Below are 23,960 nucleotides of genomic sequence, written 5' to 3'. Positions count from 1 at the left end.
TAGGGTGTGGCATTATAGCCTACCCATTAGGGATTGTTGCTGCTTTTTTTATATCACAAACAAAACCAGAGCGTTGATGCTAAACTTGCCGCCGGCTACGGGTTCGGAGGGTTCTTCCGAGCGACCTGCTGCCTTTTTGTCGCCAGCCATTGCAGCTTCTGACCTGCCACTTCAGCTCGTTCAGTCATTCGGAAATGCCGGTCATTCCCCTTTCCCCCACTGTGCAATTCAAGAAACCTGTATTGTTGCAGTAATTCCATACCGGTGGCAGCGATCCGCACAGCGTCTTCTTTATACCCGGTCTGAAAATTGTTACGGCCCAACTCCCATATTCCTTCCATAGCCTTAGTCCATTTGAAGTAGTTATAAGTATCACTCTGCAGGGCTTTACGAATCCAATATACCGCAGTTTCTGGCTCGTTTTTCTCCATATATAGCTCTGCCATTTCCCAGTTCAGGCCTGCATGGTCTGGCGATTCCTGAAGGCCGGTCCGCAATAGCGCTTCGCGCTGCCGGTCTGGCACCAGCCTTGAAAGCTCAAGCCGTGTCTCGGTAGAGCGCGGATTCCAGTTCATGGATTGTTCCAACAACCTTACCTTCTCCGCAGGCCTAGGAGCGTAAAGCGCTGCACGATATAATAATGCTCCCCGATCTGCACGGAATGAGCTGAGCCCTAGCATCAAGAGAAGACTGCACACTAATCCTCCTGCTATCCAGCGGGAATGCTTTCGGAGCAGGCTGTATGGCATTGGACCCAACGAGACTGCCATTCCTTCTCTTGGGGAGACAGCCAACGCTGGCAACCAGAATAGCAGCAGCCAGACCAGGCCATAGCTCCAATCAAAATCAACGGCACTATGCAGAACGAGGACCAGGAACGGTGCCAACAGATGCGGTGTCGCTCTTAAAGAACATGCCGTTGCCAGCAGCAGGACCAGAACTACTGCCAGACCTACCCCGCCCAGGTTCAGCAGCAGATCAAGGTAGCCGTTATGGGTCTGGCTGCCAACATAGGGACGGGACTGAATGGCGAGATACATATTACGCCAGGTTCCGCCCCCGCGCCCCAGCCAGGGCGCTTCCCCCGCGAGGCGCAGGGCATCGCGGTACAACAGGCCGCGCGCGGCGACCGTGGACGACGGTCCGGTGGTGATACGCGCGCTCATGTACGTCAGGACGGCGGTGCCCCCCGCCGTCCAGCCCGCGGCCGCGAGTGCCAGCAGCGCGGCCCGGGAGCGCCCCGCCGTGCTGTGCCAGCGGCGCTCCAGCCACAGGCCGGCTAGCACAGCGCCGGCCCAGCACCCGGCCAGCAACAGCAGGCCGGGCAAGAGCTTTACCGCCAGGCCGGCAGCGGCCAGTTGGCGGTAGAACAGCGCCGCACAGGCCACGGGCGCGGCGCCTGTAAGCAGAAGCGGCGCGATCAGCCGCCGCTTCAATGCCAGAACGGCGGCGCAGGCGCAAGCCGCCGCCAGCCATGCGCCGCGCGACTCGCTGAGCAGCAGCGCGGCGGCGTACGGAAATAGCGGCAGCTGGCGCAGCAGCCTGGCTGCATATGGGAATAGCGACAGTTGGCGCTGCAACTTGGCCGCATACGAGAATAGCCGCTGCTGACACTGCAGCTTGGCCGCGTGAGGAAATAGCGGCAACTTGCGCAATAGCCTGGTGGCATGCAGGAATAGCGGCAGCTGACGCTGCAACTTGGAAGCATACGAAAATAGCCGCTGCTGACGAAGCAACTTGGCCGCATACGAAAATAGCCGCGACCCACGCTGCAGCGCGGCTCCGCTCCCTGCACTGCCATAACCACCCGCGACTGCAAATAGCCGCTCCAGCAGAAAGACCGCCATGACCGCGCCGAACGTGTTGGGATATTGCAGCAGTCCGGCGAGCCGTACGCCTGTCACACTGACATCCGGGGCACTGGTGTAAGCTACATTAAAGGGGAGCGTCAAACCAGTACAAAGCGGGAGTAACGCACTGAGACATAGAGTCAAGCCAAGCCCCTGCCAACTCGCAGTTAAAAGCCGGGCAGGACCCTTGCTACCTGCGCTGCTATAAGCAATCAGGGCAAAACTACCGTATAGCGCCCAGCGCAACATTTCATCAAAGTTGGCCTGTGCCGACAGCGGACCTCGCAGCCAATGAATGCCGTACAGGCAAAGGATAACAATAGGCGCGAGAAGCACAATGTAGATCATTGCCTCATTATTGGCTCTGCTCCCCACACTCCTTAGCAGCACTAACTTCAGTGAAAGAAGCAAGCCACATAACACAAACCATATTGTCAGAAAGAGATAGATTTCTCGTGTGAAAAAAAATCCTCGCAGCAAACATGCTGCTGTCCCGGCCACCAAGACCATTCCCGCGCACAAATAGTAGAAAGTGGTTTGCACTGAATTTTTGTGTTGATGATTAATCACTTGGATAATCCCCTGTACTTCATGATGCTAACCAGTATTCCCAGCCTGGCTTTTATACAAAAGGGATATCGCAATCCTTTCGATATAAATTTTATATTCGATAGATTGTTGGGATGGAATCTGGGATTCTTCTCATAATCAGTGCTTGCTTCGTCAAGGAACGGACTCCAGAGGCCTTATTGCCTATAGATTCAACGATTCAGGAAGCTAACGGACTCCATAGGCGCTATGGCAAGAAATATTGTCCGAATACCGCTGTTTGGAAGGAAATAGCGTCTCCTGAGTCCACTACATCTCCAAAACAACTTTATAGCGGCAAATAACGGCTATACGGTCCGTTAGCCCCCATTCATTAGCCTTAACCAAATGAATGGTTAATTCCATGAAGTAGTTTGATTCAGTTGTTATGATGCAGTTGTTTTGATGAATCTGTTTTCATGAATCTGTTTTCATGAATCTGTTTTCATGAATCTGTTTTCATGAGGTTCTTTGGGCAAGTAATGATTACAACGTTCAGCCGGAAATTGGCTACAAAAAATGACCTCTTCCTCCACTTAAGTGTGGATTCGGAGGTCATTTCATTTTCGGGTTAGTCCCAACGACTGCGATACATTTGGAATCGTCCATTTTCAGCGCGATATCGCTGGAACTTATAGTATTTATCCCGTTTTTTCAAAACAATACTGCCGGAACATATAGTGTGTGTCCCTTTTCTTTTCAACATCGCTGGCTTATGGAATTTATCCCGTTATTTTCAACACAGTACCTTTGGAACTGATGGTTTGAGCATAAGGAAAGCCCGTCATTGCAGAACAGTGTGGACTTTTGCGGCCATTGTTTCCTTATGCCTCTGTCGGCAGCAAATCCGCACAAGCGCGTTCCAGATAGGGCTTGGCGCCCAGGAAATCGCGGAAGGCGGTATACTCACGCCATTTGGCGGCATTATCGCCTCCAGCGCTGCGGACAGCACGGATCAGGATGTTCTTCGGCGTATGCTCCAGGTCGATAAACTCCAAGAGCTGGCTCCGGTAGCCGAGAAGGTCCAGCAGCTTGGCACGGATGGCATCTGTCGCCAGCGCGGAGAAACGTTCCTTCAGAATGCCGTGCGACAGCAACGGATTCAGCACTTCATTCTCGACCTGTGCGAACAGCTCATGCTGGCAGCAAGGTACGGAGAGGATGACTGAAGCGCCCCAGCGAACCGCTTTTTCTAGCGCAGCATCCGTCGCGGTATCACAGGCATGGAGTGTAACAACCATATCAACTTGTTCCAGCTCGTCGTACTTGGCGATATCGCCCACCAGGAAACGAAGCTGATCGTATCCAAGTTTTGCGGCAAGCTCACTGCAATGTGCGATAACATCGACCTTCAGGTCCAGTCCGACAATGTTCAGCTCCCGCTTCTCGCGCACCTTCAAATAATGATATAACGCAAAGGTCAAATATGATTTGCCGCAGCCAAAATCCACAATCGTTAGCGGGCGTCCGGTTGGCAGATCAGCGAGTACATCCTCCACCATCTCCAGGAAGCGATTGATCTGCCGGAACTTGTCATATTTTTTCGCCAAAACCTTGCCTTCACTGTTCATGATCCCCAGTTCCACCAGAAATGGTACCGCCTTCCCGTCCTCCAGGACGTATCGCTTGCGGCGGTTGTGGGCCAGATCAGGCGTCTCCTTCTTGGTTGGGGACTTCGTCAGAATGGAGACTTTGTATTTCTTGCTGATCAGTACTTGATAATCGGCTTCTATGGTGCAGATCAGCCCTTGGCGGAAGGTGTCTCTAAGTAGCAGAGTCATCTCTTCGGCAGCCTCCTCGGCCGGAATGTTGCGATGCTCCACCTTTGGTCCAATATAGTAGGCGAACTGATAATGCAGCTTGCCTTTTAACTCAACAGGCTTGATTACCACCTTGTTGTAGGCGACTTCGCCTTTGCTTCGCAGTTGACTCAGCGTCGCCGTAATTAATGTGCGGTCACTGATCACTTGGTCAATAAGAGCTTTTAAAGATTCCACAGGGCACATCTCACTTTCGGAATTAAAAATGGAGAACTATGTTCTCCTGACAGTTCATCTATTATAGCATGTCATAACAATACTGTTTATAAACAAACCGTCTCCACTTGCAGCTGGCCTTTGAGTATTGTGATGGCATGACCTGTTAGGGTTATCGTTTCTGTGCCGACATCTAGCAGCAGATGACCGCCACGCGGAGAGGCCTGATAGGCACTTAAGAGGGAACGGTTCAATCTAGCGGCCCAATAAGGACCGAGTGCGGTATGTGCAGAGCCGGTTACAGGATCTTCGTTCACCCCGACTTTAGGTGCAAAGAAACGCGAGACGAAATCGATACCTTCTTCGTTACTCTCAGCTGTTACCGGAACAGCCCTTGCAGCAAGTCCAGTCAGCAGGGCAAAGTCAGGCTCATTGCAGTTCCCATTCCTTTTCCCGGGCAACCAGTTGGTTCCACTCCTGTAGCCCTTGCTTGACTTCATCAAGGGGCAGTTGTCCCTTCTCCAGTTCTTCGGGGGCCTTTAGCAGCAGCCGTTCATACAATGCCTTCCCTTCAACGGCTACATCCTCCCCCTGCTCCCGCAGCCGGTACAGACTGTCCTCCGCTTTGCTATAACGGCCCTGTGATTCCAGATAGGGGAGCAACAACCGCTCTGTTTTGGCCGGAACCCGGTATCCCTGAACCTCCTGCAGCAGCTCATCGATTTCCTCCGTCATAGACAGAAGACTCCGGTCGGCCCCATTCAGATCGGCGTATAAGTACAGATGCAATGCCCGCATCGACCGGAACAGTGCTTCTTCCTTGTTGCCTGCTGCCGTGTAGATGCCGCCCTCCTCTTTGAGCAGCCTGGCTACCCCCTGAAGTTTGTCGGATTCAATGATACCGCCCAACCGGAACATCTCAATGACGTCCTCCACAGACAATGAATTTAAAAGGCGGGAGTTGAGCCGGAAATGCCTGTTCAGTAATTCATCGACTTCCCATAAGGCTTCCGTCGTCTTTCGTTCCTGCTTCAGCGTAAGGACCTTTGCTACCATCGCTGTCATATCCTCAATCATGCGGACAATATAATCTCTCCGGAACATATCCTGCACTCCTTTCTATTGCCGCGGCTGCGGATAAAAACTCCCTGCTGCGACTTCCTCTTCCTGTCCAGCTGTGTGCTTCTGCTTCCATCTTAAACGATGGGAAGCGGCTTGACAAAAAACGCTGAGCCAAACGGCTGCTCCGCAAGAATGGCAAAGAGGCAGCATCCCGCAAACCTGCGAGTGCTGCCTTTTTACTCTCTTGGAGATCAGACATTAATTTGTAGCAACAGCCTTGTCCACAAAGCCCCCGATGATCTCCGCCAACCGTTCGGGGTCTTCCATCATACTCATATGGCCCACACCTGCAATGGTAGCCTGAGTGACGTTCGGCTTGTCCGATGTGAAGGTTCGCTCCGCAGGAACCAACTTATCTTCCGCACCGGCCACCAGTAGAACAGGCAGCTCACTGGCCGAGAGTACATCTCGGCGGTCCGGCCGCTCGCGCATCGCGAGAGCGACTCCCGCGGCTCCTTGCGGAGGTGTTCTGTAGCCGATTTCCTTCGCCCGCTCCAGCAGATGCGGTGAAGACTCTACTGTACCTGGTGCGAATAGACCTGGTACAAGTCCATCTACAAACACATGAATTCCTTCATTTTGAATGGTGCTGACACTCTTCAGCCGTTTCTCCTTCGCCTCATCCGTATCCGGGTAGGCTGTCGAATGGATCAGTCCAAAACCAGTCAAACGGGATGCATAACGCTGGACAAAGGACAGCGCAACATAGCCGCCGAGCGAATGGCCAAGCAGCGTCACCTTGGATAATTCCAGAGCGTCCAACAGCCCAAGCACATCGTCGGCCATACTCTCAATTGTGTACGCCCCAAGCGGAGCATCCGATTCACCATGTCCACGCAGGTCAGGCGCGATGACACGATAGCTGCTGCTAAGACGGGGGATCACCTTCTCCCAATATTCAGCGCTGCCGCAAAATCCGTGCAGCAATACAATGGCTTCGCCCTTACCCTGATCACTGTAGCAGATCGTGCTTCCTTCACAACGAACTTTTTCCATGGCTGCTCCTTCTTTCTATGTAGAAGATTATGAAGCACGTTAGATATATATATTTAAGCCAAACTACTTCCCTTGAAACGCCCATAAGCTTCCAAACCGAAACCTGTGGCGGCCGCTCCGGCAATCTGCTCTGACATGACCATCACCCGATGCAGTGGCGTTGTCTGCAAAGTATGATAAGGCTTGGGTCCGTTCACATCCACAATAGCCGCTATACTGTAATGTCCAATAGCCGGAAACTTCAGACCGACTGACTGTGCAGGCTGCAACGGCCCCGCCGCAGTGAGATAACTCTCCCGTGTGAGCAGCGTCCCCAGACAGGCATCTACAGCAATAATAATCTGTCCTGGCGGGATCGATGCCACACGTGCAGCCAAATTATCTGCATCACAGGGGTTCGGCAATGTGCCAACTACATGCGGAAAGCCGTAGTCTATCAGCCTGCTCCCTGTTAACGGGCCCAGCGCATCTCCAGTGGAGCGGTCCGTCCCAATACAAAGAAAGGTTACCTGTTCGATAGTATGCAGAGCTGCAATTTCCCGGAAGAACGCCGTCAGTCCTTCTGTGTCCTTCTTATATCGACGTTCATGCCCCTGCTCCCGGATTCCCATGCTCCACCTCCTTGTTCTCCTGCTCCGGTATTCCAAAATTCTTTTATCATTCTACACGATTTCATTCTCTCCGACAAAAAAATGGTGGTCTCGCCTGGAAACATGGTAAAATACATGGATCAATGGTCAGAGAGGATGTAATAAAACCAATGGATTTGACACAACCAAGCCAGGAAAATGTTGAATATATGATTGAAGCCATCAAAGATAAGCTGAAAATGGCTAGTGCGGCCGCCATGCAAGCTTCTGCATTCTCGGTAGATAATTATGAGGATATTCTCGATGTCTATGAAGTCGCTATGGGAAGCGACAGACTCAGCATTTCCCAAGTAGAGGCGCTGGTGTCCGAGCTTGGTCGTCTTCGCCGCAAGTAACAGCACACAATAAAGCCCCTTGTCTTGGTCCATTCCGCGAATGAGCCATGAAGACAAGGGGCTTTTTTCAATTAAAAATAGCAAGTAAAAATAGCAAGGTTGATTGTCCTTTAGAGGAATCCCCTCTTAAGGAAGATCAATCAAAATCAGCTCCGCTGCACCATCACTGCCGGTCCCTCTAATGGTCATCTCACAGCTCTTGCGGATGCGCGCAGCATCTCCTGTGCTCAGGTCAAAACTTCCATCCGAACAAGATATCTCCACATTTCCTGAAATCACGAAGATATGAGTTCTCCTGTGCTCCTGCTGTGGATATTGCAGCTCCCGGTTCGTCTCCAGCACCGACAAATAAATAGTCGCATTCTCGTTGAATCTCAGTGAGCCGTCCTCACCGGTTCCAGACGCCACCGGCAGCAGTTTGTTGAGACGTTGCTCACGAGGATAGAATTTTGCATCCCATCTGGGGGATAGCCCGCGCTGGTTTGGAAGCAGCCAAATCTGCAGGAAACGTACATTGCTGCTCTGCGATTGATTCTTTTCCGAGTGATTAATGCCTGTTCCCGCACTCATAATTTGGACAGTACCGGCATGAAGATCGATCTGATTGCCCAGGTCATCCTCATGGCTCAGTACCCCTGAAACCACATACGTTATAATCTCGAGATTGTGATGGGGATGCTCATGCATACCCTGCTGCGGCTTCAACTCGTTGTCGTTATGGGCCAGTAGCGCACCGAAATGCGCATTGCTGGGATCGTCGTAATCGGCAAAGGAAAAGCTGAACTCACTGTGTATCCAGTCTCTATTCGATGTATGCCTCTCTGCGGATGTGATGACTTTGATCATAATTGTTGCACCTCCATAGATGTTGATATCTTGGAACCATACTGGTAAATAGGCGCTTTAATTATATATTTCTTACCCTCACTCATCCGCTGTCAATCATACATTAGTCGAGATTAGACTGTAGTTTGAACACCGTCTCTGCATGCCCTACTCTCGTTCCGCCGTCATTATAGATAATACCTGTGAAGGCTTCACGTAGTTTTTCCATCGTAGTCTGCTCACTGTAGCCTAGTTGTTCCAGAATGCTGTAGACAATCAGGCCCCACTCTTCCTCAGAGCCGTCGAGAATCTTGAATGAGATTCCCAGCCGCTCCCGGCGAAGTGCAAAGCAATAGACCCCTTTGAAACCGCCTTTGGCAATGATGTTATCATCCGCCAGCAGAATTGAATCCAGTCGTCCATGACCAGCCACCATCTCTGGATGAGCATTCATGGCTGAAGTAATGACCTTAACCGCTTCACGGGTTGGTCCGTCGTCAATAAGATCGGGACAAGCCATCTTCAGATAAGCATTAGCGAGTGCTGTCAAAGGGAGGGCAAATACGGGCAAACCGCAGCCATCCGTTCCGAGCCCGATGCTCTCCGGAGCTATGTTCGCCAAGTCTGCAATCGTATCTATAATTTCACGTTGAACCGGATGACTCGGCTGATCATATTCATCCAGCGGCAAGCCCTTCAGCTTGCTATAGGACAGAATACCCATATGCTTGCCGGAACAGTTGTGATAAATTTTTCGTTTGTTGTAGCCGCGGATGGCTTCTTCCCGACTGCTGCGGTCCAGCGGGTAGCTAGTCGCGCAAATCATAGCCGATTCCTCAATGCCGACCTTAGCTGAGATGCTCTCCAGTGTGGACACATGATAGCTTTCGCCCCGGTGGGAAGCAGTCATGAGCGCAATTTCCGGCGGTGTGAGGCCATAATGCTCAGCGATTCCACCACGAATACCAGGAATGGCCTGCATAGGTTTTGCTGCTGAACGGGTAAAGGAAACAAAGCCGGGATCCCCAGCGTATCCCTTTAATTGCCCCCCCTCCCCGACGATGGCGATATGTCCACTGTGGACACACTCCAGCAAATCCGACCGGTATTCTCGCACCAACACTGTTTCCATGATGTCTCTCCTCTTTTCTAAAAACGTCTATAAATAAATTCAGGTTTAATTCCAAGAAACTATATAATCTTTCGGCTATCCGGGGTTGTTTGTAAAGCCGCAAAAACAGCCGTTTATGTGCTTACAAGCCGCTCTGTTGCGTCCAATCTGTGGATTTCTCCGTTAATCGTTCCCTTGCTCATTTGCTGTTTCAGCCTATACACTAACGTTTATATACCAAGTAAGATAGCTTCAGATCCCCATGATATCCCGATGAAGGGGGCGGTATTCCCGCCTCCCGATCTGGAATACCCTATTCTGATAAGGAGTGATCGGTGATGAGTAACGTAGAGCATGAAACAGAACACGGCAGCAACTTCCTAAAAGGTGTCTTTATCGGTGGATTGATCGGTGCGGCAGCTGCCCTGCTGTTCGCACCCAAACCCGGCCGCGAGATCCGCAGCGACTTGTCGGACAAGCTGTCGCTTGCCACAGACAAGACCAAGGAGGTCGCTGGGGCCGTGACGGATAAGACCAAAGCTCTGGCAACTACCGTAGGCGAAAAGGCCTCCGACCTTGCTAGCACGGTCTCCACCAAAGCCTCCGACATTTATACTACCGTCAGCGACAGTAAACAGCAAATCGCAGCCACCCTGCAAGACACCGGGAAAAAGATCGGAGATACAGTCAGCGAAGCTTCAGCCAGCGTGGCCTCAGATGTGAAAGACGCATCTAAAGATGTAGCAGACGAAGCCAAGAATGCCAAAGAAGGCGTCGAGTCTACCTATAAATCCTCCTAATGGATCGACGGTGACAACCAGCTATGCTCCATTTATTCAATAGCCAGCTCACCGTAGCTGGCTATTGCCATGTCTTAAAGGTAAATTGATTTAAAATATTGCGGCTAAAGAGGATCAGTCTCAAAATCAGAGGTTGACTATAAGCGGCGTTAGTGCGGAGGGTCAGAGGGATTCTGGAGAAAAGTCAGTGTTCGCCTTTAAAGACCGATTTTAACCTATAACTCCTTTACCATCCAAAAAATCGGGCTTTATCAGCGATCGGAAGAACCCTCTGAACCCGTAGCGTACTTATTTAGCTTCAACCACTGATTTTGGTTTTGAGTCGCTAAAGAAAGCGGGGAGCGGTATGGGAGATTCAATGAACAGAAGCAAAACCTATGAATTGGAGGAGCATCCCTTTGAGCTGCGGCATGAGGTCAAACGGCTCAATGTGCGGCTCGACCAAATTGCTAATTCGCTTGAAAAATCAGAATTCAAAGATATTCTCGAAAATTATTCTAATCCGAAAAAACGGATCGTCACCAACCTGATGGCTGGCATTTCCCGGGGACTCGGGCTTTCACTGGGGACGTTCATCATCCTTGGGCTGCTAGGTTATGTAGCCAGTCTGTTCATCAATGTGCCAGTGATCGGCGAATACCTGGGTGAGATTAAAAACTATATTGATGCCAACAATTAACACGCCCTGCTGCCTGCACCAGGACTTCCGTCAAATGATTATTACGAAGCCCGGCGTATGCAGGGGGCTTTCGCTCGTTGACACAACAAAGGGTATGCTTCTCTCCGCTCCGGAGAATAGCATACCCTATCGTTCTTTAGGCAATAGCGTGCAGACGGCATCATCGATTCTGTTCATCATTCGTAATATCCGATCGTCATTCAATAAGAAGAATTAGACATGATTTGCTTCAGCTTTTCGGTGGCCCGCTTCTGAATCCGCGAGACACTCATCTGTGAAACGCCCAGCTTCTGGGCGATGGCCCGCTGAGATTGCCCGTCCTGGAAGGCTAGTAGCAGCACCTGCTGCTCTTGCTCCTTCAATTGACTGAGAGCCTGCTGCAAGTCCATGCGCTTCTCTACCGTTTCAAAATCATTGGCTTCCGAACTGATCAGTTCGCCAAGTGTTGCGCCGGTCTCCTCTTGGGAGAGCGGTGAATCCAGTGACACATAGTGATAACATTCCCTGCCCGCCAGTACTTCTACTGTTTCCTCCACAGATAGGTCAAGATAGTGGGCTATTTCATCCACTGCGGGCGAACGCTCCAGCCGGATCGTCAGTTCGTCGATCGCCTGCTGAACGAGGGCCCCCTTCTCCTTGATCCGTCTCGGAACTTGTATGTACCAGGATTTATCGCGCAGGAAATTCTTCATATGCCCGATCATGCTTTTCATGGCATAAGGTTCAAAAGGAATTCCCAAGCTGATATCATATTGCTGCAGCAACCGGATTAGCGCCATTTGACCAACCTGGTACAGATCCTCATAGAGGTCGGGACGATTGCGAGCGATTTTGCCGGCAGCCATTTTGACCATTGGCTCGTATTTCTGAATTAAGGTGGTGGCTATTTCATTATCTTTACTTTGCTGGTATTCCCAGATCAGGCTCACTGCTTCATTCATGGACTCGGGGGGAGTCGCTTTTTCGTTCATACTTTCTCCTCACTATAATGAAGCCGCTTGGTCAAGGTAACCACCGTCCCTCTCCCCGCCTCGCTTACTACGCTAACATCGTCCATCAGTGCCTGCATCAGGTAGAATCCCAGGCCTCCGACCTGAACGTCACTCAGCTCTTTGTCGTGCAGCGTCGTACGCTCAGCAGCCGAGTCCACGCCGTCAAAGCTCTCCCCCTCATCTTTGACAATAATGGACAATGCATCTGAGCCAACCTCAAAAATCACATCCACCAATCCATCATCCTGCCCGTAAGCATACAGTACAGAGTTGTTACAGGCTTCCGATACGGCAACCTTCATATCTTCAATGTCCTCGTACGTAAAACCCATTTTTGAAGCAATACCATATAGATTTAATCTGACGATATCGACATATTCCGCGCTGGCCGGCAACTGGAGAACTACTCTTTGCACATCATCACTCATTCTTTGTTCGGTCCTTTCCTAGTGGGAATTCTCTTGGGGGGCAAAAAACTTGGCAATACCGGTCATATCAAACAGCTTCTGAATTTGCGGAGGCACTTCTTCCACAATGAATTTAACATCCATACCATGTCTGGCTTTCAGGATCGAGAGCAGAATTCCGATGCCTGTGCTGTCGATGTATCTTAATTCTTTAAGATTAATGACGAGGTCCAGTCCAGCTTCACCCACAAGCGGCTCCATGACAAGACGAAAATCAGGAGCAACCGACAAATCGAGTTCCCCGCTTAGGAAAACTGTACATACACTGCCTTCGGTCTTAGTCTTTGCATGAAACTTTTCGCTTTTATGTGTATTCATAGACAATCTCTCCTGATATATGTTTTCTTTACCAATAACCCTAAAGGCATAGTTTTGAAACAAAAAACGGTTATTCAGACTCTGGTATTTTCTGAATTACGCATGATGAATGGACGTCCCACGCTCATTGATCAGGGTATCCTTCCGGGAATATCGTGAAATGATCTGCTTGATGCTGCCCATCTTGAGCGGCTTGCTGATGTAATCATTCATCCCTGAAGCCAGGCAGCGGTTCTGGATGCCCTCCATGACATTGGCCGTCATCGCAATGATAATAGCTGTTCCGGCAGACGGTCCGCCTCCACGCCGGATCTCGGCTGTAGCCTCCAGGCCGTCCATCACCGGCATTTGCAGGTCCATAAAGATAAATTCATAAGCATGCTTCAGCGCCAGGGCCACAGCCTGTCTTCCGTCTTCGGCGACATCCGCCTCATAGCCCAGCTTGTGCAGCATACTGACCATCAGCCTCTGATTGATAGGATGGTCATCCACAATAAGCACCCGTCTACGTTCCTCTTCACTCGGGAAGGTATGGGCTGCTTCTTCCTTCTCTCCACTGCCCACCAGTTCCCCTTCGGGCAGTGTTGCCTGGATGGTAAAGACAAACGTAGCACCCTTCTCCTCCATCGATTCGACCCGGATATCCCCGCCCATCATCCCTACAAGGGATTTGCAGATGGCGAGCCCAAGACCGGTTCCCCCATATTTACGTGTCATAGAGGAATCAAGCTGTGAGAACGGCTGGAATAGCCGGTCGCATTTCTCCGGGGAAATCCCGATGCCTGTGTCCTTAACCGTAAACTCTACTACGATTTTATTATCCTTGCTTTGCACAGCAGACGCAACCAGGTATACTCCACCCTGATTGGTGAATTTGACGGCATTCGCGACCAAATTAATCAGTACCTGGCGCAAGCGCGCCATATCGCCGTACAGCAATCTCGGGAGCTTGTGGTCAATGAAATACGCCAGCTCCAGGTTCTTTTTCCCAGCTTCCATAGCAAAGAGGTTGAAGACCTCCTGAATACAGGTTCGCAGCTCAAAGAGCTGCTCCTCCATCTCCATTTTGCCGGACTCCATCTTCGTGAAATCCAGAATATCGTTAATAACGGTAATCAATGTGTCAGCACTTTTGCGGATAATCTCGGTATATTCCTTCTGCTCCGGCTCAAGCTCGGTCTCCATCAGCAAATCGATCATACCCACAACGCCGTTCATCGGTGTACGAATCTCATGACTCATCATCGCCAGAAATTCCGTCTTGGCTTTGGCCGCGATCTCTGCCTCTTCCTTGGCCTTGATCAGTTCCCCATTGATCCGCTCCAGCTCCTGCGTTTTCTGCTGCAGCAGCATCGTCTGGGTCTGATGCTTCTTGCTCGTCAAATACATATCGACAAAGCCTTCAATCTTGGATTTTAAAATCTGCGGAATGAATGGCTTCACCATATAATCAATGGCCCCGGCGGAGTATCCGGCAAACAAATGCTCCGCCTCCCTGCTGTTAGCTGAAATGAAAATAATCGGGATATCCTTAGTCTTATCTCTGGCCTTGATCAACTTGGCGGTCTCAATGCCATCCATACCCGGCATCTGTACGTCCAGTACAATAACTGCGAATTCATACTTCAACAAACACCGCAGCGCTTCCTCGCCGGAGGTGGCTTTGACAAGCTTATATTGCTGACTCTCAAGCACTGCCTCCAGCGCCAGCAAATTTTCAGGACGGTCGTCTACCAACAGTATATGAATCGGCTCTTGAAACCCCATGGGACCCTCCTAAGCACACTATTTGATCTTCCGATAGATTTTCTCTACTCTGTCCAGGGGTTCGTAACTATCGCTGTACCTGGTAAAATGAATGGATTCCTTCGAGCCAAGCACGAGCACGCCGAACCGGCCAAGGCTTTCATTAAACAACCCGTGCACATGGTCTCGCAGGTCATCATTGAAGTAGATCATTACATTTCGGCAGAAAATAACATTGAATTCGTTGAACGAGGTGTCTGTAGCCAGGTTATGCTCGGCAAAAATAATATTTTTGCGCAAATAGGGCTGCAGAATCACCGAATTGTATTTCGCTGTATAGTACTCTGAGAATGCGCGGGTCCCGCCCGCCTCCAGATAATTCTTAGTATACTGCTGCATTCTGCTGATCTCGTATACGCCTTCCTTAGCCTGCTGCAGAGAACGGTCATTCATGTCCGTCGCGTAGATGCGTGCCTTGTCATACAGCCCTTCTTCATGCAGTAAAATTGCCATGGAGTATACTTCTTCGCCTGTAGAGCAGCCAGCATGCCAAATGCGGATGTAAGGGTACGTCCGCAGCAGCGGAATGACCTTCTGGCGGAAGGTCAGGAACAGCCCCGGGTCCCTGAACATTTCCGTTACGGGAATAGAAAGGCTGTAGACAAAACGTTCAAAACAGGACCGGTCATGCAGCACTTTCTCCTGCAATGCAGATATGCTGGATAGATTCTCTGCATGGACATGATGCCAAATTCTTCGCTTCAAGGAAGGTAGCGCATAATTGCGAAAATCATATCCGTATAAACGATGTACCCCGTCCAGGAGCAGTTCAATCTCGATTTGCTCTAATTCGTTCTTGCCCCCGGACAATACAGGCTGACTTTCATATCCGTGATCCATTGCTGTCATGGTTATCCTGACTCCTTGCCACCACACCATCCCAGGGATGATCTGTTTATTAATCTTTAAGACTATTACCCCAAAATCATGGTTACGAATACAACCACACCCGCATTAATGAAAGAAGCTGATCGGTCTCGATCGGTTTCTTCATATAATCGGAGGCTCCAGCCTCTATGCATTTAGCCCGATCCTCTTTCATTGCCTTCGCTGTAAGTGCGATAATCGGCAGCTTCTGGTACTGCGGCATCTCACGAATCCGGCGCATAGCCTCATATCCGTCCATCTCCGGCATCATCATATCCATCAGCACCAGGTCGAAATCCTCCTGCTCCACGAGCAGGTCCAGTGCTTCACGGCCGTTCTCGGCGAACTTCACTTCCATATTGTAGCCTTCCAGTACACTGGACAGAGCAAATACATTCCGTATGTCGTCATCGACGAGCAGTATCTTTTTGCCGTCGAACAGTTCCTCTTTATTATGAAGCTTCTGAAGGATCTTGCGCTTGTCTTCTGGCAAATTAGCCTCCACCCGATGCAGGAACAGCGTGGTCTCATCCAGTAGCCGCTCCGGAGAACGAACATCCTTGATGATGATCGACTCCGCGTATTTGCGCAGCCGCATCTCTTCCTTGGTGTCGAGATCCTTGCCAGTGTAGATGATGATAGGCAGATCATTCAGTTCCTCATCATCGCGAATCTGATCCAGCAGTTCAAACCCGTTCATATCCTCAAGCATGAGATCCAGTACCATGCAGTCATATTTCTGCTTGCGCAGCTCAGCCAGCGCTTCGCCGCCGCTGGATACCGCAGTGATGGCGACATCATCGTGGCCTATCAGCTCCATGATGGAAAGACGCTGAATCTCATCATCCTCCACAATTAGGAGATGCTTAAGCGTGCTGGACGTATAGTTCTCGATTTGCGAGAACGCCCGCTCAAGCGCTTCGCGGGAAGAGGGCTTGCGCAAGTAAGCCATCGCGCCCATCATGAGTCCCTGCTTCACCTCGTCGCTCACAGAGATGACATGAACAGGGATATGCCGGGTCTGCGAGGAACCCTTCAGCTCCCGCAGGATAGACCAGCCGTCCATGACCGGCAGCTGGATATCAAGAATAATGGCATCCGGCAAATAGGACTTGGCCATTTGCATCCCGGTATCTCCCTGCAGAGCCACCAGCCCTTTAAAGCCGCGGCCACGGGCCATACCGAGCAGAATCTTCGCGAAGCTCTCATCATCTTCAATGATCAGCAGCACCTTATCGCTGCTACTAAGTTCCTCGCGATCATCGTCTACAACAACCAGCTCTTGAATCTCTGTAACGGTAAAGGCGTTGGTATTTTTGACTGGCAGCAGCTCTTCAACATAGCCGGCCAGATTCACCGCTTCACTCGTGGCGGCAGCCTCTGCGGTTCCCAGTAGCTGACTGTAATTCGCTTGAACCGGCAGGTACAGGGTGAAGGTGCTGCCCTGCCCTTCCCGGGAATCCAGTACGATCGCCCCACCCATTAAGCGGGCCAGTTCGCGGCTGATAGACAGGCCGAGGCCTGTGCCGCCATATTTGCGGCTGGTCGTTCCGTCCACCTGCTGGAACGCTTCGAACACGAGGTCCGTCTTGTCCGCCGGAATGCCAATGCCGCTGTCCTTCACAGCCAAAGCGATATATTCGGCCTCAGAAGGCAAATAGACAGGTATATTTCCCGTTACCGGGCTTACAGAGAACTCGACAAATCCTTCACTTGTGAATTTGAAGGCATTGGAGAGCAGATTCCGCAGAATCTGCTTCAAGCGGTGGCTGTCGGCAATGATGATCTCCGGCAGCGGCTCGTCGAAGTTTGTACGCAGGGACAAACCTTTCTTGAGTGCCTGCGGACCGAAATTCTGCTTCACGAAGCTGTTCAAATCAGCCAGCCGAATCTCTTCGTGGTTCAGTTCCATTTTGCCAGCATCAACCTTGGACAAATCAAGAATCTCATCGATCATCTTCAGCAGATCGGCGCCTGACATATAGATGGTGTGCGCAAATTCCACTTGCTTATCGTTAAGATTGCCTTCTTTGTTCTCCGTGAGCAGCTGCGAGAGAATCAGCAGACTGTTCAGTGGTGTCCGCAGCTCATGGGACATATTCGCCAGGAATTCCGACTTGTATTTACTGGTCACCGCCAGCTGCATCGCCTGCTTCTCCAGTTGACCACGGGCATGCTCAATCTCGTCCTTCTTCTCCTCGACTTCCTGCACCTGCTCCTCTAAGGCGCGGGTCTTGGCAATCAGTTCCGTATTGTAATGTTCCAGCTCTTCCTGCTGGCGCTGCAGCAGTTCTTCGGAGCGTTTAAGCGCGTCCGTCTGCTCTTCCAGGTTCTCATTGGAGCGGCGCAGCTCCTCTTGTTGGGTCTGCAATTCCTCCGACTGACATTGCAGCTCTTCTGTCATCGCTTGCGATTCGCGAAGCAGTTCCTCTACAACAATCCGACGTGTAACATTATTCAAAATAATGCCCAGGTTGTTCGCTAGTTGGTGCAATAGTTCCGTCTGCAGAGAGGTGAACGGTTCAAATGAAGCAAACTCCATCACGCCCAGCAGTTCATCCTCGAACAGCACAGGATGAATGGAAATATGATCGGGCTGAGCATGACCAAAACCGGAAGCCACCTTGATGTAATCATCCGGTGCCTGCTCGAGCTTAATCGGCTTCTTGTCCAGAGCGCACTGTCCGACAAGCCCCTGACCTATAGCGAAGCTTCCTTTCGGCTCCTTCTCACCGTCGGCGGCGTAGCGGCCGCTACTGCGCAGAGACTCTGGATTATTGGGGTCTTTCAAATAAAGCGCTCCGTACTGAGCACTCAGTATAGGGGTGAATTCATTGATAAAGGTCTGGGCGATGCCGTCCAGCGAGCTAACTCCACGCAGCAGCTCCGTAACCTGAGCTACATTGGCATTGAGCCAGGACTGATCGTTCTGTGCCTGAGCGTAGGCTTTTTCCATCTCCTGCTTCTGCTCGATATCCTCAGCCATTTCCTTGAACACCCGGGCCACTTCGCCGATTTCATCCTTGGAAGTGACCTTGATCCGGCGAATAGCCCTGAGCCTGCCGTTGCCGAAGCTACTGATCATCATCGATATCACATTCAGACCGCGCGTAATACTGGGAATGACCCACAGTATCACTCCCAGCCCCAGCAGCAGACCCGTAATCATGATCAGGGTAACCATTTGGATGGAGCTCTGGTAGGCCTGCTCCGCCTGGGCAGCTTGTTCATTCTGCTTATAGTAGTTATAGTCAGACAAGCTGTTCAGGCTCTCAAGCACCTCATTCTGTACATCCTGACCCTTAGCGTTGCGGTAGGCATTGGCGCTTTGGATGTCGCCCGCGGCAAGCATCACCATCGCCCGTTCCTGATAATCCTTATAAGCGGAATAGGAGTTCTCAATTCTTTTGACAATCTGAAGTTCTTCGGCACTAGTCATCGATTCCTTGATGTTATCCAAATATTGATCTACTTTGGCAAGTTTCCCGTTAATCTCGCTCTTTTGCGACTCGATAGCCATAGAATCTGAATTCAACATCGAAGTTGTCAATATACGCGCCATATCGTTTACTTCTCCGCGCATGCCGGAAGAGTTTCGCCCCTTCTGATACCGGTCCTGATAACTGTCTAGCTGATGGTTCATATAATTTAACCGGTCATATCCAATAAGAGTGAGGGCAAACATAATCGCCAGCAGTGCACTGAACCCGATAAGAAGTTTGGCTTTGATCTTCATTCCTTCTCTGTCTCCTTCTTCAGTGAGATCCAGACCAGGCACTTGTCATCATCGCGTTCCCGGTCCAGCTTTTCATTAAAGAATGCAGCCTGCATCGCTTCTTCCTGCCACGCATGCCCACCTCGTAAATGGCCAATCATAAAGTCCAGCTGGTCCTCCTGTTCACCCTCTGCCATCTCCAGCAACCCATCAGTGTACAGTACCAGATGACCTTCCTCCTCAAAGCTGACGCTTTGCGGCTGGGCTTCCATACGATCAAACAGACCGACTGGATGACAGTTGCTCTTCAGCAGCACCGGTTCCTTGCTGTCACCTTCGAAGAAGAGTGCCGGCGGATGTCCAGCATTGACATAATCAATACGACGCATGCGTGTGTCCACAACCATATAAATTGCTGTGAAATAATACTGCACAAGTGACTTCTCAATATAGAGCTGGTTAAAACGCCGGTTCAGTTCTTGCACGACTTTCTCCGGCTCAACATAGGTCGTGACTGTGTCTTTCAGCACGGAGGCAATGAACATACAGAATAGGGACGAGGAGATTCCGTGACCCATCATATCCAGAAGAATGACGCCGTAGCGGCCGTCCCCTAAGTCGTACCAAGCATATAAATCCCCCGCCAGTTCAAAGGACGGCTGATAAATTGCATGAACTGCAAAATCCTCTTCCTCAATCGGCAGGCTAAGTACTGCATTCTGTACAAGTGCCGCAAGCTTCAGCTCATCCTGTATGCGCTGATCCCGCTCTTTATGCCAATCCTTCTCCTGCTTTAGCCGTAACGCCAAGCGGATTCTTGCCATCAGTTCCACCTTGTTGATCGGCTTCGTGACATAGTCTACAGCTCCTGCATCCAGCGCTTCAGCCAGTTTTTTGGAATCACCTACAGCAGTAACCATAATAATTGGAATATCCTTGAGATGCTCGTACTGCTGAACTACACGACAAGCTTCAATTCCATCCATCTCCGGCATCATCATGTCCAGCAGGATCAGATCAATGTCCGAGTGCCGGGGACGTTCTTCCGGTTTATTCTGGTCTATGCCCAGAAGCTCCAGCATCTCCTTGGCAGAAGAGGCCGTGATGAAATTCCGGTAGTCTTCTTTTTTCAGGATCTCACGGATAATGATCACATTAGTCGGATTATCGTCCACGATTAGAATTCTCATTATCGTCACCTCGCATGAGTAGTATATCGACCGTAACATCCTGTACAACCTGTATCTTCATAATCATACGATACTTGCTAAGACGGTTCCATTCACAACCTTAACATACAGGGCAGCTGATCTGCCTCCGGAATTCAACAAAGTAACCTCCAGCCCCACTACACCTAGTGGTTCTGGAGGTTACGTTATTGGACTATTTGTTCTTTACAAGGCAAGCTTCATATCAAGCGAGCTCTCCGGGCGATGACAAGAACTTTCCCACGGTCCAGCTCCTTCTCATAGAAATCAGCTTCTGCGTCATTCAATCCGAGCGAAGTGATCTTGGAGCGAAGCTCGTCCCCGCGTGAGCGGAACAGGTTGGCCATTGTACCAAAAAGTCCTTCTTCTGATAAGCCAACTTCATTGGAGTCAGCAATGTCTGCAATTTGTTCTTCACGATCCTGGTCATGACTGATTACATAAATGTCTTCCTTGCTGTAACCGCTGCTCCGTAGTTGATTCACTTCCTCTATCGCCTGAACACCGTTCTCTACCACCTTAGCATACGACCCAGTACCGATTGAATCCATGATCTCACTCTCCTTTAGTTAAGGGTTAAGAGCTACTGTGACAAAAGGACAACTGATCTTTCATTAACCTCAATTCCCCCAATTGAAACGGTTAGGAAGAATTGCCATCGAACAAATCAATGCCGTCCCATGTTCCGGTCGCCGGATTCCGATAAATCTTGAGCGCTATATTTCCTCTCATATATACGTCACCATCTTCGGCCATAAAATAAGGGGTTCCCAGCACCTCACGCAAAACATCCTTCTCCGGTTCAATCTTCACCCCGTTAATTAACAGACCATACAGCCGTGCCTGGTGAGGGGCGACATGAACATAGATCACTTGTCCTGCATACACTCCTGCTGACATGTCTTCATATTGATACTCCAGACAATCAAGCCAGGGATCTTGGGCTATGTGAAGCGGTGTCCCCTTGATCAGCAGCAATTCTTCCTGTGTGGTATCCAGCGAAACGCCTGCCAGTGAATCAAAGCTATCCAAGTAACTTGTGGGACGGGTAGCATATAGTAACGACGAAACTACCTGCGCCTGCGGCGCCAAGACGGCTGCGGAGTCCGGTTTCTGCGGACTTGCATCCAACATCGGAGAAAGGAGACTAAGCAATAAAATGATCATATTCATCTTGTTGTTCCGCCTTTCTGATCTGCTTCCGTCTTGTCCGCTACACCGTGCCTAAGGCCGGAACTTCTTCCAGAGGGTCGCGGCCACATCCACACCCTTCAGGACGGCGGAGACTTTGCCCCCTTCTTTTTTGGCATAAGTCTCATCATAAGACTTCACCGTACGTTCCTCAGATGGGGTTAACGGAGTATCATCCACGGATACTTCTTTCCTCTTGTCCTTCAGCTCACGAGATTTGCGGTATTTCTCAATGACGGTCACAGATACTTGCTTTGCGGTTAGCGTCAGTTCATTCATGACCTCACCCAGGTTCTTCACCGAGTCCATAATGGGATCGATCTTCTGAAGCTGATTCTGTACATCTACAGTAATATCGTTCGCATGCCGGACTGTGGTTTTCACTTCGTACGTAAGCTCATCAATGGTCTTTTGGACCTCCTGCAGCGTTTGGCTGACATTATCGAGAGAATCTTTTGCCGAACGCAAGGTTTTGATTAAAAAGAAGACAAGTACAGCGAATGCGACCGCCACAAGGGCTACGCTAAGTTCAATAATCATATCCAAAAACCCCTTCCAAAATCATAAATGAATGATGGCTAACCTGCCTTAATACTGCATAGTTACCCCTTCCTGAAAAAGCCTAAACAGCTTGTCAAGCGTCCCGGAGACTATTCTCAGCCCCCTTGTTTCAATGCCCTGCTCCACCGTTTATACAATGACTATCGACAAAACGAAAGGGTGAACTTATCATGCTAAAATGGTCTGTAATCCTGCTAGTGATTGCTTTGATTGCTGGAATCTTCGGTTTCTTCAATCTGGTAGCCGCGGCTGCCGGCATTGCCAAAGTCCTGTTCTATATCTTTCTTGTTCTCTTCATCGTCTCGCTCTTTACCGGACGCAGAGGAAGATCAATGTAATCATTGCTTATTCCCGAGTCCTTGTTTTGAAAATTAAATTAAATATTGCTTGTGATTCCCCGGCCTCCTTTTGGTTTACTAGGATAGTAGCAATCATTGATAATGAAAAAAACTCCAAACCAATACCTGACTGGGTAAAGCCCGGGGTCAAATCCCTGCTTTTTGCGTATGTATTTACACCATAACTCTACCATAGCCCCAGGAAATGGTGCCTGTCCATGGTTTTTATTCCAGAAGGATGCCTAAGTACCGGCAAAATCCATCAAAAGAAGAGGCTATCCCCACAGTAGATCATCTACTGAAGGAATAGCCTCTTCCCTGTACCCGCTTGTCGTTCACCCGTCACATACTCTTGCTGCCGCTCCTGTGCCTTGATTTACTTATCTATATCAGCGGACGACCGATCCTCCGTATAGGAAACGATTCATCCAAGAAGCGCTTAAATTATCCACTCTAACCCCGCCGGAAGCAACCGAGTAGGTGTGCAGAACTTTGTTATCGCCCAAATAGATGGCAACATGTGTAATTCTTTCAGTCAACTTATTAACACCGGCATAGGCCGATGCGGAATTCCCGCGGTAACTCATAAAGAACATCAGATCCCCGCGTTTTAATCCAGAGATATCCTTAACCACCTTGCTATTCTGCTTCACCCAATCCCCTTGCTGACGGGAATCTGCGGGCAGCTTCACAACACCTGCATCCATAAATATTTGGCGGATAAAATCGGAGCAATCGAAGGTATTCGTATTGCTGCGGCTGGAACCAAACTCGTATGGTGTTCCCAAATATCCCATACCTGCACTAATTACCCGTTCTATTGCATTGCCCGGATTGGGAACAACAAGAGCTGGCGTCGGTGCCGGTGCAGGCTTAGCTGGCGTACTGCCCGCGTTGTTCAGAGATATATACTGACTCCCCGAGCTGACATACCCGACATCACCACTAGCAGACTGTACTTTATAGAAATAACTGTTCGTCACTTCCAAAATGGAGACGATTTCACCCTTCTGCAAATACTTCAGCACATTGCTGTTTACAGATGGGGCGGTACGCAGACGAACACTGGATTGTATTTTGGCAGACTGTCCGGCAGAAGCCACAACCATAGATGAATGAAGCGATTCGGATTGGGCGGACGCCTGCTGAGGGCTGACAACCCCAAGCGTCAACGCAAGTGCAGCAGAAACCAATAATGTAGATGTAAGCTGTTTGTGTGACTTGATCATTCCGTTCCTCCGGTTAATTGAAGTAAGAACCAACAAGTGCGCGCGCTACATTTGTTGCTTTCTGCCCTCATTATAGGCTTGACCGGGATTAAGAACATGCCCCAAATTTCATAAATAAGTATGCCACTTTATGGTAAGATACAGGTCTATAGTCGCGATTCCTCCTTGGATTTGGTGGAAGATGGAATGTATTAGGTAAAGAGAATTCTCACTTAGGCTTTAGGTTCCAAATGACCTGCAAGCCCCCCACATTCACCATGAGACAATATCTTCATAAATATCTCCCAAATCCGCTGCTCCCCTACTGTTCTATTAACGTACGTAGAGAATTCCTAC

General features: G+C 50.1%; 23 protein-coding genes. 4 read left to right on the top strand and 19 right to left on the bottom strand.

What is annotated here, in order from left to right; all coding sequences use genetic code 11:
* Nucleotides 1-95: 95 nt before the first annotated feature.
* From ACFRAM_RS24840 to yyaC, 6 genes are all read right to left on the bottom strand, one after another.
* Entirely contained in the window at nt 96-2,225 is a 2,130-nt protein-coding gene (locus ACFRAM_RS24840) for an O-antigen ligase family protein (protein ID WP_379469109.1), read from the bottom strand.
* Between the two features lie 1,037 nt (nt 2,226-3,262).
* Entirely contained in the window at nt 3,263-4,444 is a 1,182-nt protein-coding gene (locus ACFRAM_RS24835) for a class I SAM-dependent methyltransferase (RefSeq protein ID WP_379469107.1), read from the bottom strand.
* Nucleotides 4,445-4,521: 77 nt separating this feature from the next.
* Entirely contained in the window at nt 4,522-4,875 is a 354-nt protein-coding gene (locus ACFRAM_RS24830) for a PhzF family phenazine biosynthesis protein (protein WP_379469105.1), read from the bottom strand.
* Nucleotides 4,844-5,518: a DUF6483 family protein gene (locus ACFRAM_RS24825; RefSeq protein ID WP_379469103.1), complete on the bottom strand. Its 675-nt coding sequence runs from the start codon at nt 5,516-5,518 to the stop codon at nt 4,844-4,846. Before ACFRAM_RS24825 ends, ACFRAM_RS24830 begins: the two co-directional genes overlap by 32 nt.
* A 216-nt stretch (nt 5,519-5,734) precedes the next feature.
* On the bottom strand, nt 5,735-6,532 hold the full coding sequence (locus ACFRAM_RS24820) for an alpha/beta fold hydrolase (protein WP_379469101.1): 798 nt from the start codon (nt 6,530-6,532) through the stop codon (nt 5,735-5,737).
* A gap of 53 nt (nt 6,533-6,585) precedes the next feature.
* Entirely contained in the window at nt 6,586-7,143 is a 558-nt protein-coding gene (gene yyaC, locus ACFRAM_RS24815; RefSeq protein ID WP_379469098.1) for a spore protease YyaC, read from the bottom strand.
* Between the two features lie 149 nt (nt 7,144-7,292).
* Between yyaC and ACFRAM_RS24810 the strand changes: the two genes are divergently transcribed.
* Nucleotides 7,293-7,517, top strand: coding sequence for a DUF1128 family protein (locus ACFRAM_RS24810; RefSeq protein WP_066365864.1), 225 nt, complete (start codon nt 7,293-7,295; stop codon nt 7,515-7,517).
* Nucleotides 7,518-7,643: 126 nt separating this feature from the next.
* Here ACFRAM_RS24810 and ACFRAM_RS24805 read toward each other — a convergent pair whose 3' ends face one another.
* Nucleotides 7,644-8,363, bottom strand: coding sequence for a pirin family protein (locus tag ACFRAM_RS24805; RefSeq protein ID WP_379469095.1), 720 nt, complete (start codon nt 8,361-8,363; stop codon nt 7,644-7,646).
* Nucleotides 8,364-8,466: 103 nt separating this feature from the next.
* Entirely contained in the window at nt 8,467-9,474 is a 1,008-nt protein-coding gene (locus ACFRAM_RS24800; protein WP_379469093.1) for an asparaginase, read from the bottom strand.
* A gap of 317 nt (nt 9,475-9,791) precedes the next feature.
* Here ACFRAM_RS24800 and ACFRAM_RS24795 point away from each other — a divergent pair, with 317 nt between their 5' ends.
* Nucleotides 9,792-10,253, top strand: coding sequence for a YtxH domain-containing protein (locus tag ACFRAM_RS24795; protein ID WP_379469091.1), 462 nt, complete (start codon nt 9,792-9,794; stop codon nt 10,251-10,253).
* 358 nt (nt 10,254-10,611) lie between these two features.
* Nucleotides 10,612-10,932, top strand: coding sequence for a DUF5665 domain-containing protein (locus ACFRAM_RS24790; RefSeq protein WP_379469089.1), 321 nt, complete (start codon nt 10,612-10,614; stop codon nt 10,930-10,932).
* Between the two features lie 200 nt (nt 10,933-11,132).
* On the opposite strand, the gene ACFRAM_RS24785 is transcribed toward ACFRAM_RS24790, so the two are convergent.
* The 10 genes from ACFRAM_RS24785 to ACFRAM_RS24740 all read right to left on the bottom strand — a co-directional run bounded on the left by ACFRAM_RS24785 (nt 11,133) and on the right by ACFRAM_RS24740 (nt 22,036).
* Nucleotides 11,133-11,903, bottom strand: a complete 771-nt coding sequence (locus ACFRAM_RS24785) for a sigma-70 family RNA polymerase sigma factor (protein WP_379469087.1) — start codon at nt 11,901-11,903, stop codon at nt 11,133-11,135.
* On the bottom strand, nt 11,900-12,352 hold the full coding sequence (gene rsbW / locus ACFRAM_RS24780; RefSeq protein ID WP_379469085.1) for an anti-sigma B factor RsbW: 453 nt from the start codon (nt 12,350-12,352) through the stop codon (nt 11,900-11,902). The genes ACFRAM_RS24785 and rsbW overlap by 4 nt, the downstream gene beginning before the upstream one ends.
* Before the next feature lie 18 nt (nt 12,353-12,370).
* Nucleotides 12,371-12,709, bottom strand: coding sequence for an STAS domain-containing protein (locus ACFRAM_RS24775; protein WP_066365894.1), 339 nt, complete (start codon nt 12,707-12,709; stop codon nt 12,371-12,373).
* 96 nt (nt 12,710-12,805) lie between these two features.
* Nucleotides 12,806-14,476, bottom strand: a complete 1,671-nt coding sequence (locus ACFRAM_RS24770) for a response regulator (RefSeq protein WP_379469083.1) — start codon at nt 14,474-14,476, stop codon at nt 12,806-12,808.
* Nucleotides 14,477-14,494: 18 nt separating this feature from the next.
* A complete protein-coding gene (locus tag ACFRAM_RS24765) occupies nt 14,495-15,364 on the bottom strand; it encodes a CheR family methyltransferase (RefSeq protein ID WP_379469081.1) in 870 nt (289 codons plus the stop codon).
* An 82-nt stretch (nt 15,365-15,446) separates the two neighbouring features.
* Nucleotides 15,447-19,118 (bottom strand): response regulator, encoded by a 3,672-nt coding sequence (locus tag ACFRAM_RS24760; protein ID WP_379469079.1) that lies wholly within the window; start codon nt 19,116-19,118, stop codon nt 15,447-15,449.
* Nucleotides 19,115-20,287: a SpoIIE family protein phosphatase gene (locus tag ACFRAM_RS24755; RefSeq protein ID WP_379469077.1), complete on the bottom strand. Its 1,173-nt coding sequence runs from the start codon at nt 20,285-20,287 to the stop codon at nt 19,115-19,117. The genes ACFRAM_RS24760 and ACFRAM_RS24755 overlap by 4 nt, the downstream gene beginning before the upstream one ends.
* A gap of 218 nt (nt 20,288-20,505) precedes the next feature.
* The gene (locus ACFRAM_RS24750) at nt 20,506-20,856 is read right to left on the bottom strand and encodes a YflT domain-containing protein (protein ID WP_379469076.1); all 351 of its coding nucleotides are present in this window, start codon (nt 20,854-20,856) and stop codon (nt 20,506-20,508) included.
* Nucleotides 20,857-20,947: 91 nt separating this feature from the next.
* Nucleotides 20,948-21,478 carry a hypothetical protein gene (locus ACFRAM_RS24745; protein WP_379469074.1) on the bottom strand — a complete coding sequence of 177 codons (531 nt, stop codon included), beginning with the start codon at nt 21,476-21,478 and terminating at the stop codon, nt 20,948-20,950.
* Nucleotides 21,479-21,529: 51 nt separating this feature from the next.
* Complete coding sequence (locus ACFRAM_RS24740) at nt 21,530-22,036, bottom strand: DUF948 domain-containing protein (protein ID WP_379469072.1); 507 nt, start codon at nt 22,034-22,036, stop codon at nt 21,530-21,532.
* Nucleotides 22,037-22,227: 191 nt separating this feature from the next.
* Between ACFRAM_RS24740 and ACFRAM_RS24735 the strand changes: the two genes are divergently transcribed.
* Nucleotides 22,228-22,395, top strand: a complete 168-nt coding sequence (locus ACFRAM_RS24735; protein WP_083205100.1) for a DUF1328 domain-containing protein — start codon at nt 22,228-22,230, stop codon at nt 22,393-22,395.
* 389 nt (nt 22,396-22,784) lie between these two features.
* Here ACFRAM_RS24735 and ACFRAM_RS24730 read toward each other — a convergent pair whose 3' ends face one another.
* On the bottom strand, nt 22,785-23,624 hold the full coding sequence (locus ACFRAM_RS24730; protein ID WP_379469070.1) for a C40 family peptidase: 840 nt from the start codon (nt 23,622-23,624) through the stop codon (nt 22,785-22,787).
* Nucleotides 23,625-23,960: the final 336 nt, after the last annotated feature.

This window comes from Paenibacillus sp. NPDC056722 (genome assembly GCF_042790635.1).
Taxonomy (GTDB): Bacteria; Bacillota; Bacilli; order Paenibacillales; family Paenibacillaceae; genus Paenibacillus_AQ; species Paenibacillus_AQ agri.
The sequence above is the reverse complement of the archived record's forward strand: the minus strand, read 5'-3'. Positions and strand labels throughout refer to the sequence as shown.

Excerpts from the sequence above, each read along its gene's own strand:
- ACFRAM_RS24835 (WP_379469107.1), bottom strand. The coding sequence starts at position 4,444 with ATGTGCCCTGTGGAATCTTTAAAAGCTCTTATTGACCAAGTGATCAGT.
- ACFRAM_RS24825 (WP_379469103.1), bottom strand. The coding sequence starts at position 5,518 with ATGTTCCGGAGAGATTATATTGTCCGCATGATTGAGGATATGACAGCG.
- ACFRAM_RS24820 (WP_379469101.1), bottom strand. The coding sequence starts at position 6,532 with ATGGAAAAAGTTCGTTGTGAAGGAAGCACGATCTGCTACAGTGATCAG.
- yyaC (WP_379469098.1), bottom strand. The coding sequence starts at position 7,143 with ATGGGAATCCGGGAGCAGGGGCATGAACGTCGATATAAGAAGGACACA.
- ACFRAM_RS24810 (WP_066365864.1), top strand. The coding sequence starts at position 7,293 with ATGGATTTGACACAACCAAGCCAGGAAAATGTTGAATATATGATTGAA.
- ACFRAM_RS24805 (WP_379469095.1), bottom strand. The coding sequence starts at position 8,363 with ATGATCAAAGTCATCACATCCGCAGAGAGGCATACATCGAATAGAGAC.
- ACFRAM_RS24800 (WP_379469093.1), bottom strand. The coding sequence starts at position 9,474 with ATGGAAACAGTGTTGGTGCGAGAATACCGGTCGGATTTGCTGGAGTGT.
- ACFRAM_RS24795 (WP_379469091.1), top strand. The coding sequence starts at position 9,792 with ATGAGTAACGTAGAGCATGAAACAGAACACGGCAGCAACTTCCTAAAA.
- ACFRAM_RS24790 (WP_379469089.1), top strand. The coding sequence starts at position 10,612 with ATGAACAGAAGCAAAACCTATGAATTGGAGGAGCATCCCTTTGAGCTG.
- ACFRAM_RS24785 (WP_379469087.1), bottom strand. The coding sequence starts at position 11,903 with ATGAACGAAAAAGCGACTCCCCCCGAGTCCATGAATGAAGCAGTGAGC.
- rsbW (WP_379469085.1), bottom strand. The coding sequence starts at position 12,352 with ATGAGTGATGATGTGCAAAGAGTAGTTCTCCAGTTGCCGGCCAGCGCG.
- ACFRAM_RS24775 (WP_066365894.1), bottom strand. The coding sequence starts at position 12,709 with ATGAATACACATAAAAGCGAAAAGTTTCATGCAAAGACTAAGACCGAA.
- ACFRAM_RS24770 (WP_379469083.1), bottom strand. The coding sequence starts at position 14,476 with ATGGGGTTTCAAGAGCCGATTCATATACTGTTGGTAGACGACCGTCCT.
- ACFRAM_RS24765 (WP_379469081.1), bottom strand. The coding sequence starts at position 15,364 with ATGACAGCAATGGATCACGGATATGAAAGTCAGCCTGTATTGTCCGGG.
- ACFRAM_RS24760 (WP_379469079.1), bottom strand. The coding sequence starts at position 19,118 with ATGAAGATCAAAGCCAAACTTCTTATCGGGTTCAGTGCACTGCTGGCG.
- ACFRAM_RS24755 (WP_379469077.1), bottom strand. The coding sequence starts at position 20,287 with ATGAGAATTCTAATCGTGGACGATAATCCGACTAATGTGATCATTATC.
- ACFRAM_RS24750 (WP_379469076.1), bottom strand. The coding sequence starts at position 20,856 with ATGGATTCAATCGGTACTGGGTCGTATGCTAAGGTGGTAGAGAACGGT.
- ACFRAM_RS24745 (WP_379469074.1), bottom strand. The coding sequence starts at position 21,478 with ATGAATATGATCATTTTATTGCTTAGTCTCCTTTCTCCGATGTTGGAT.
- ACFRAM_RS24740 (WP_379469072.1), bottom strand. The coding sequence starts at position 22,036 with ATGATTATTGAACTTAGCGTAGCCCTTGTGGCGGTCGCATTCGCTGTA.
- ACFRAM_RS24735 (WP_083205100.1), top strand. The coding sequence starts at position 22,228 with ATGCTAAAATGGTCTGTAATCCTGCTAGTGATTGCTTTGATTGCTGGA.
- ACFRAM_RS24730 (WP_379469070.1), bottom strand. The coding sequence starts at position 23,624 with ATGATCAAGTCACACAAACAGCTTACATCTACATTATTGGTTTCTGCT.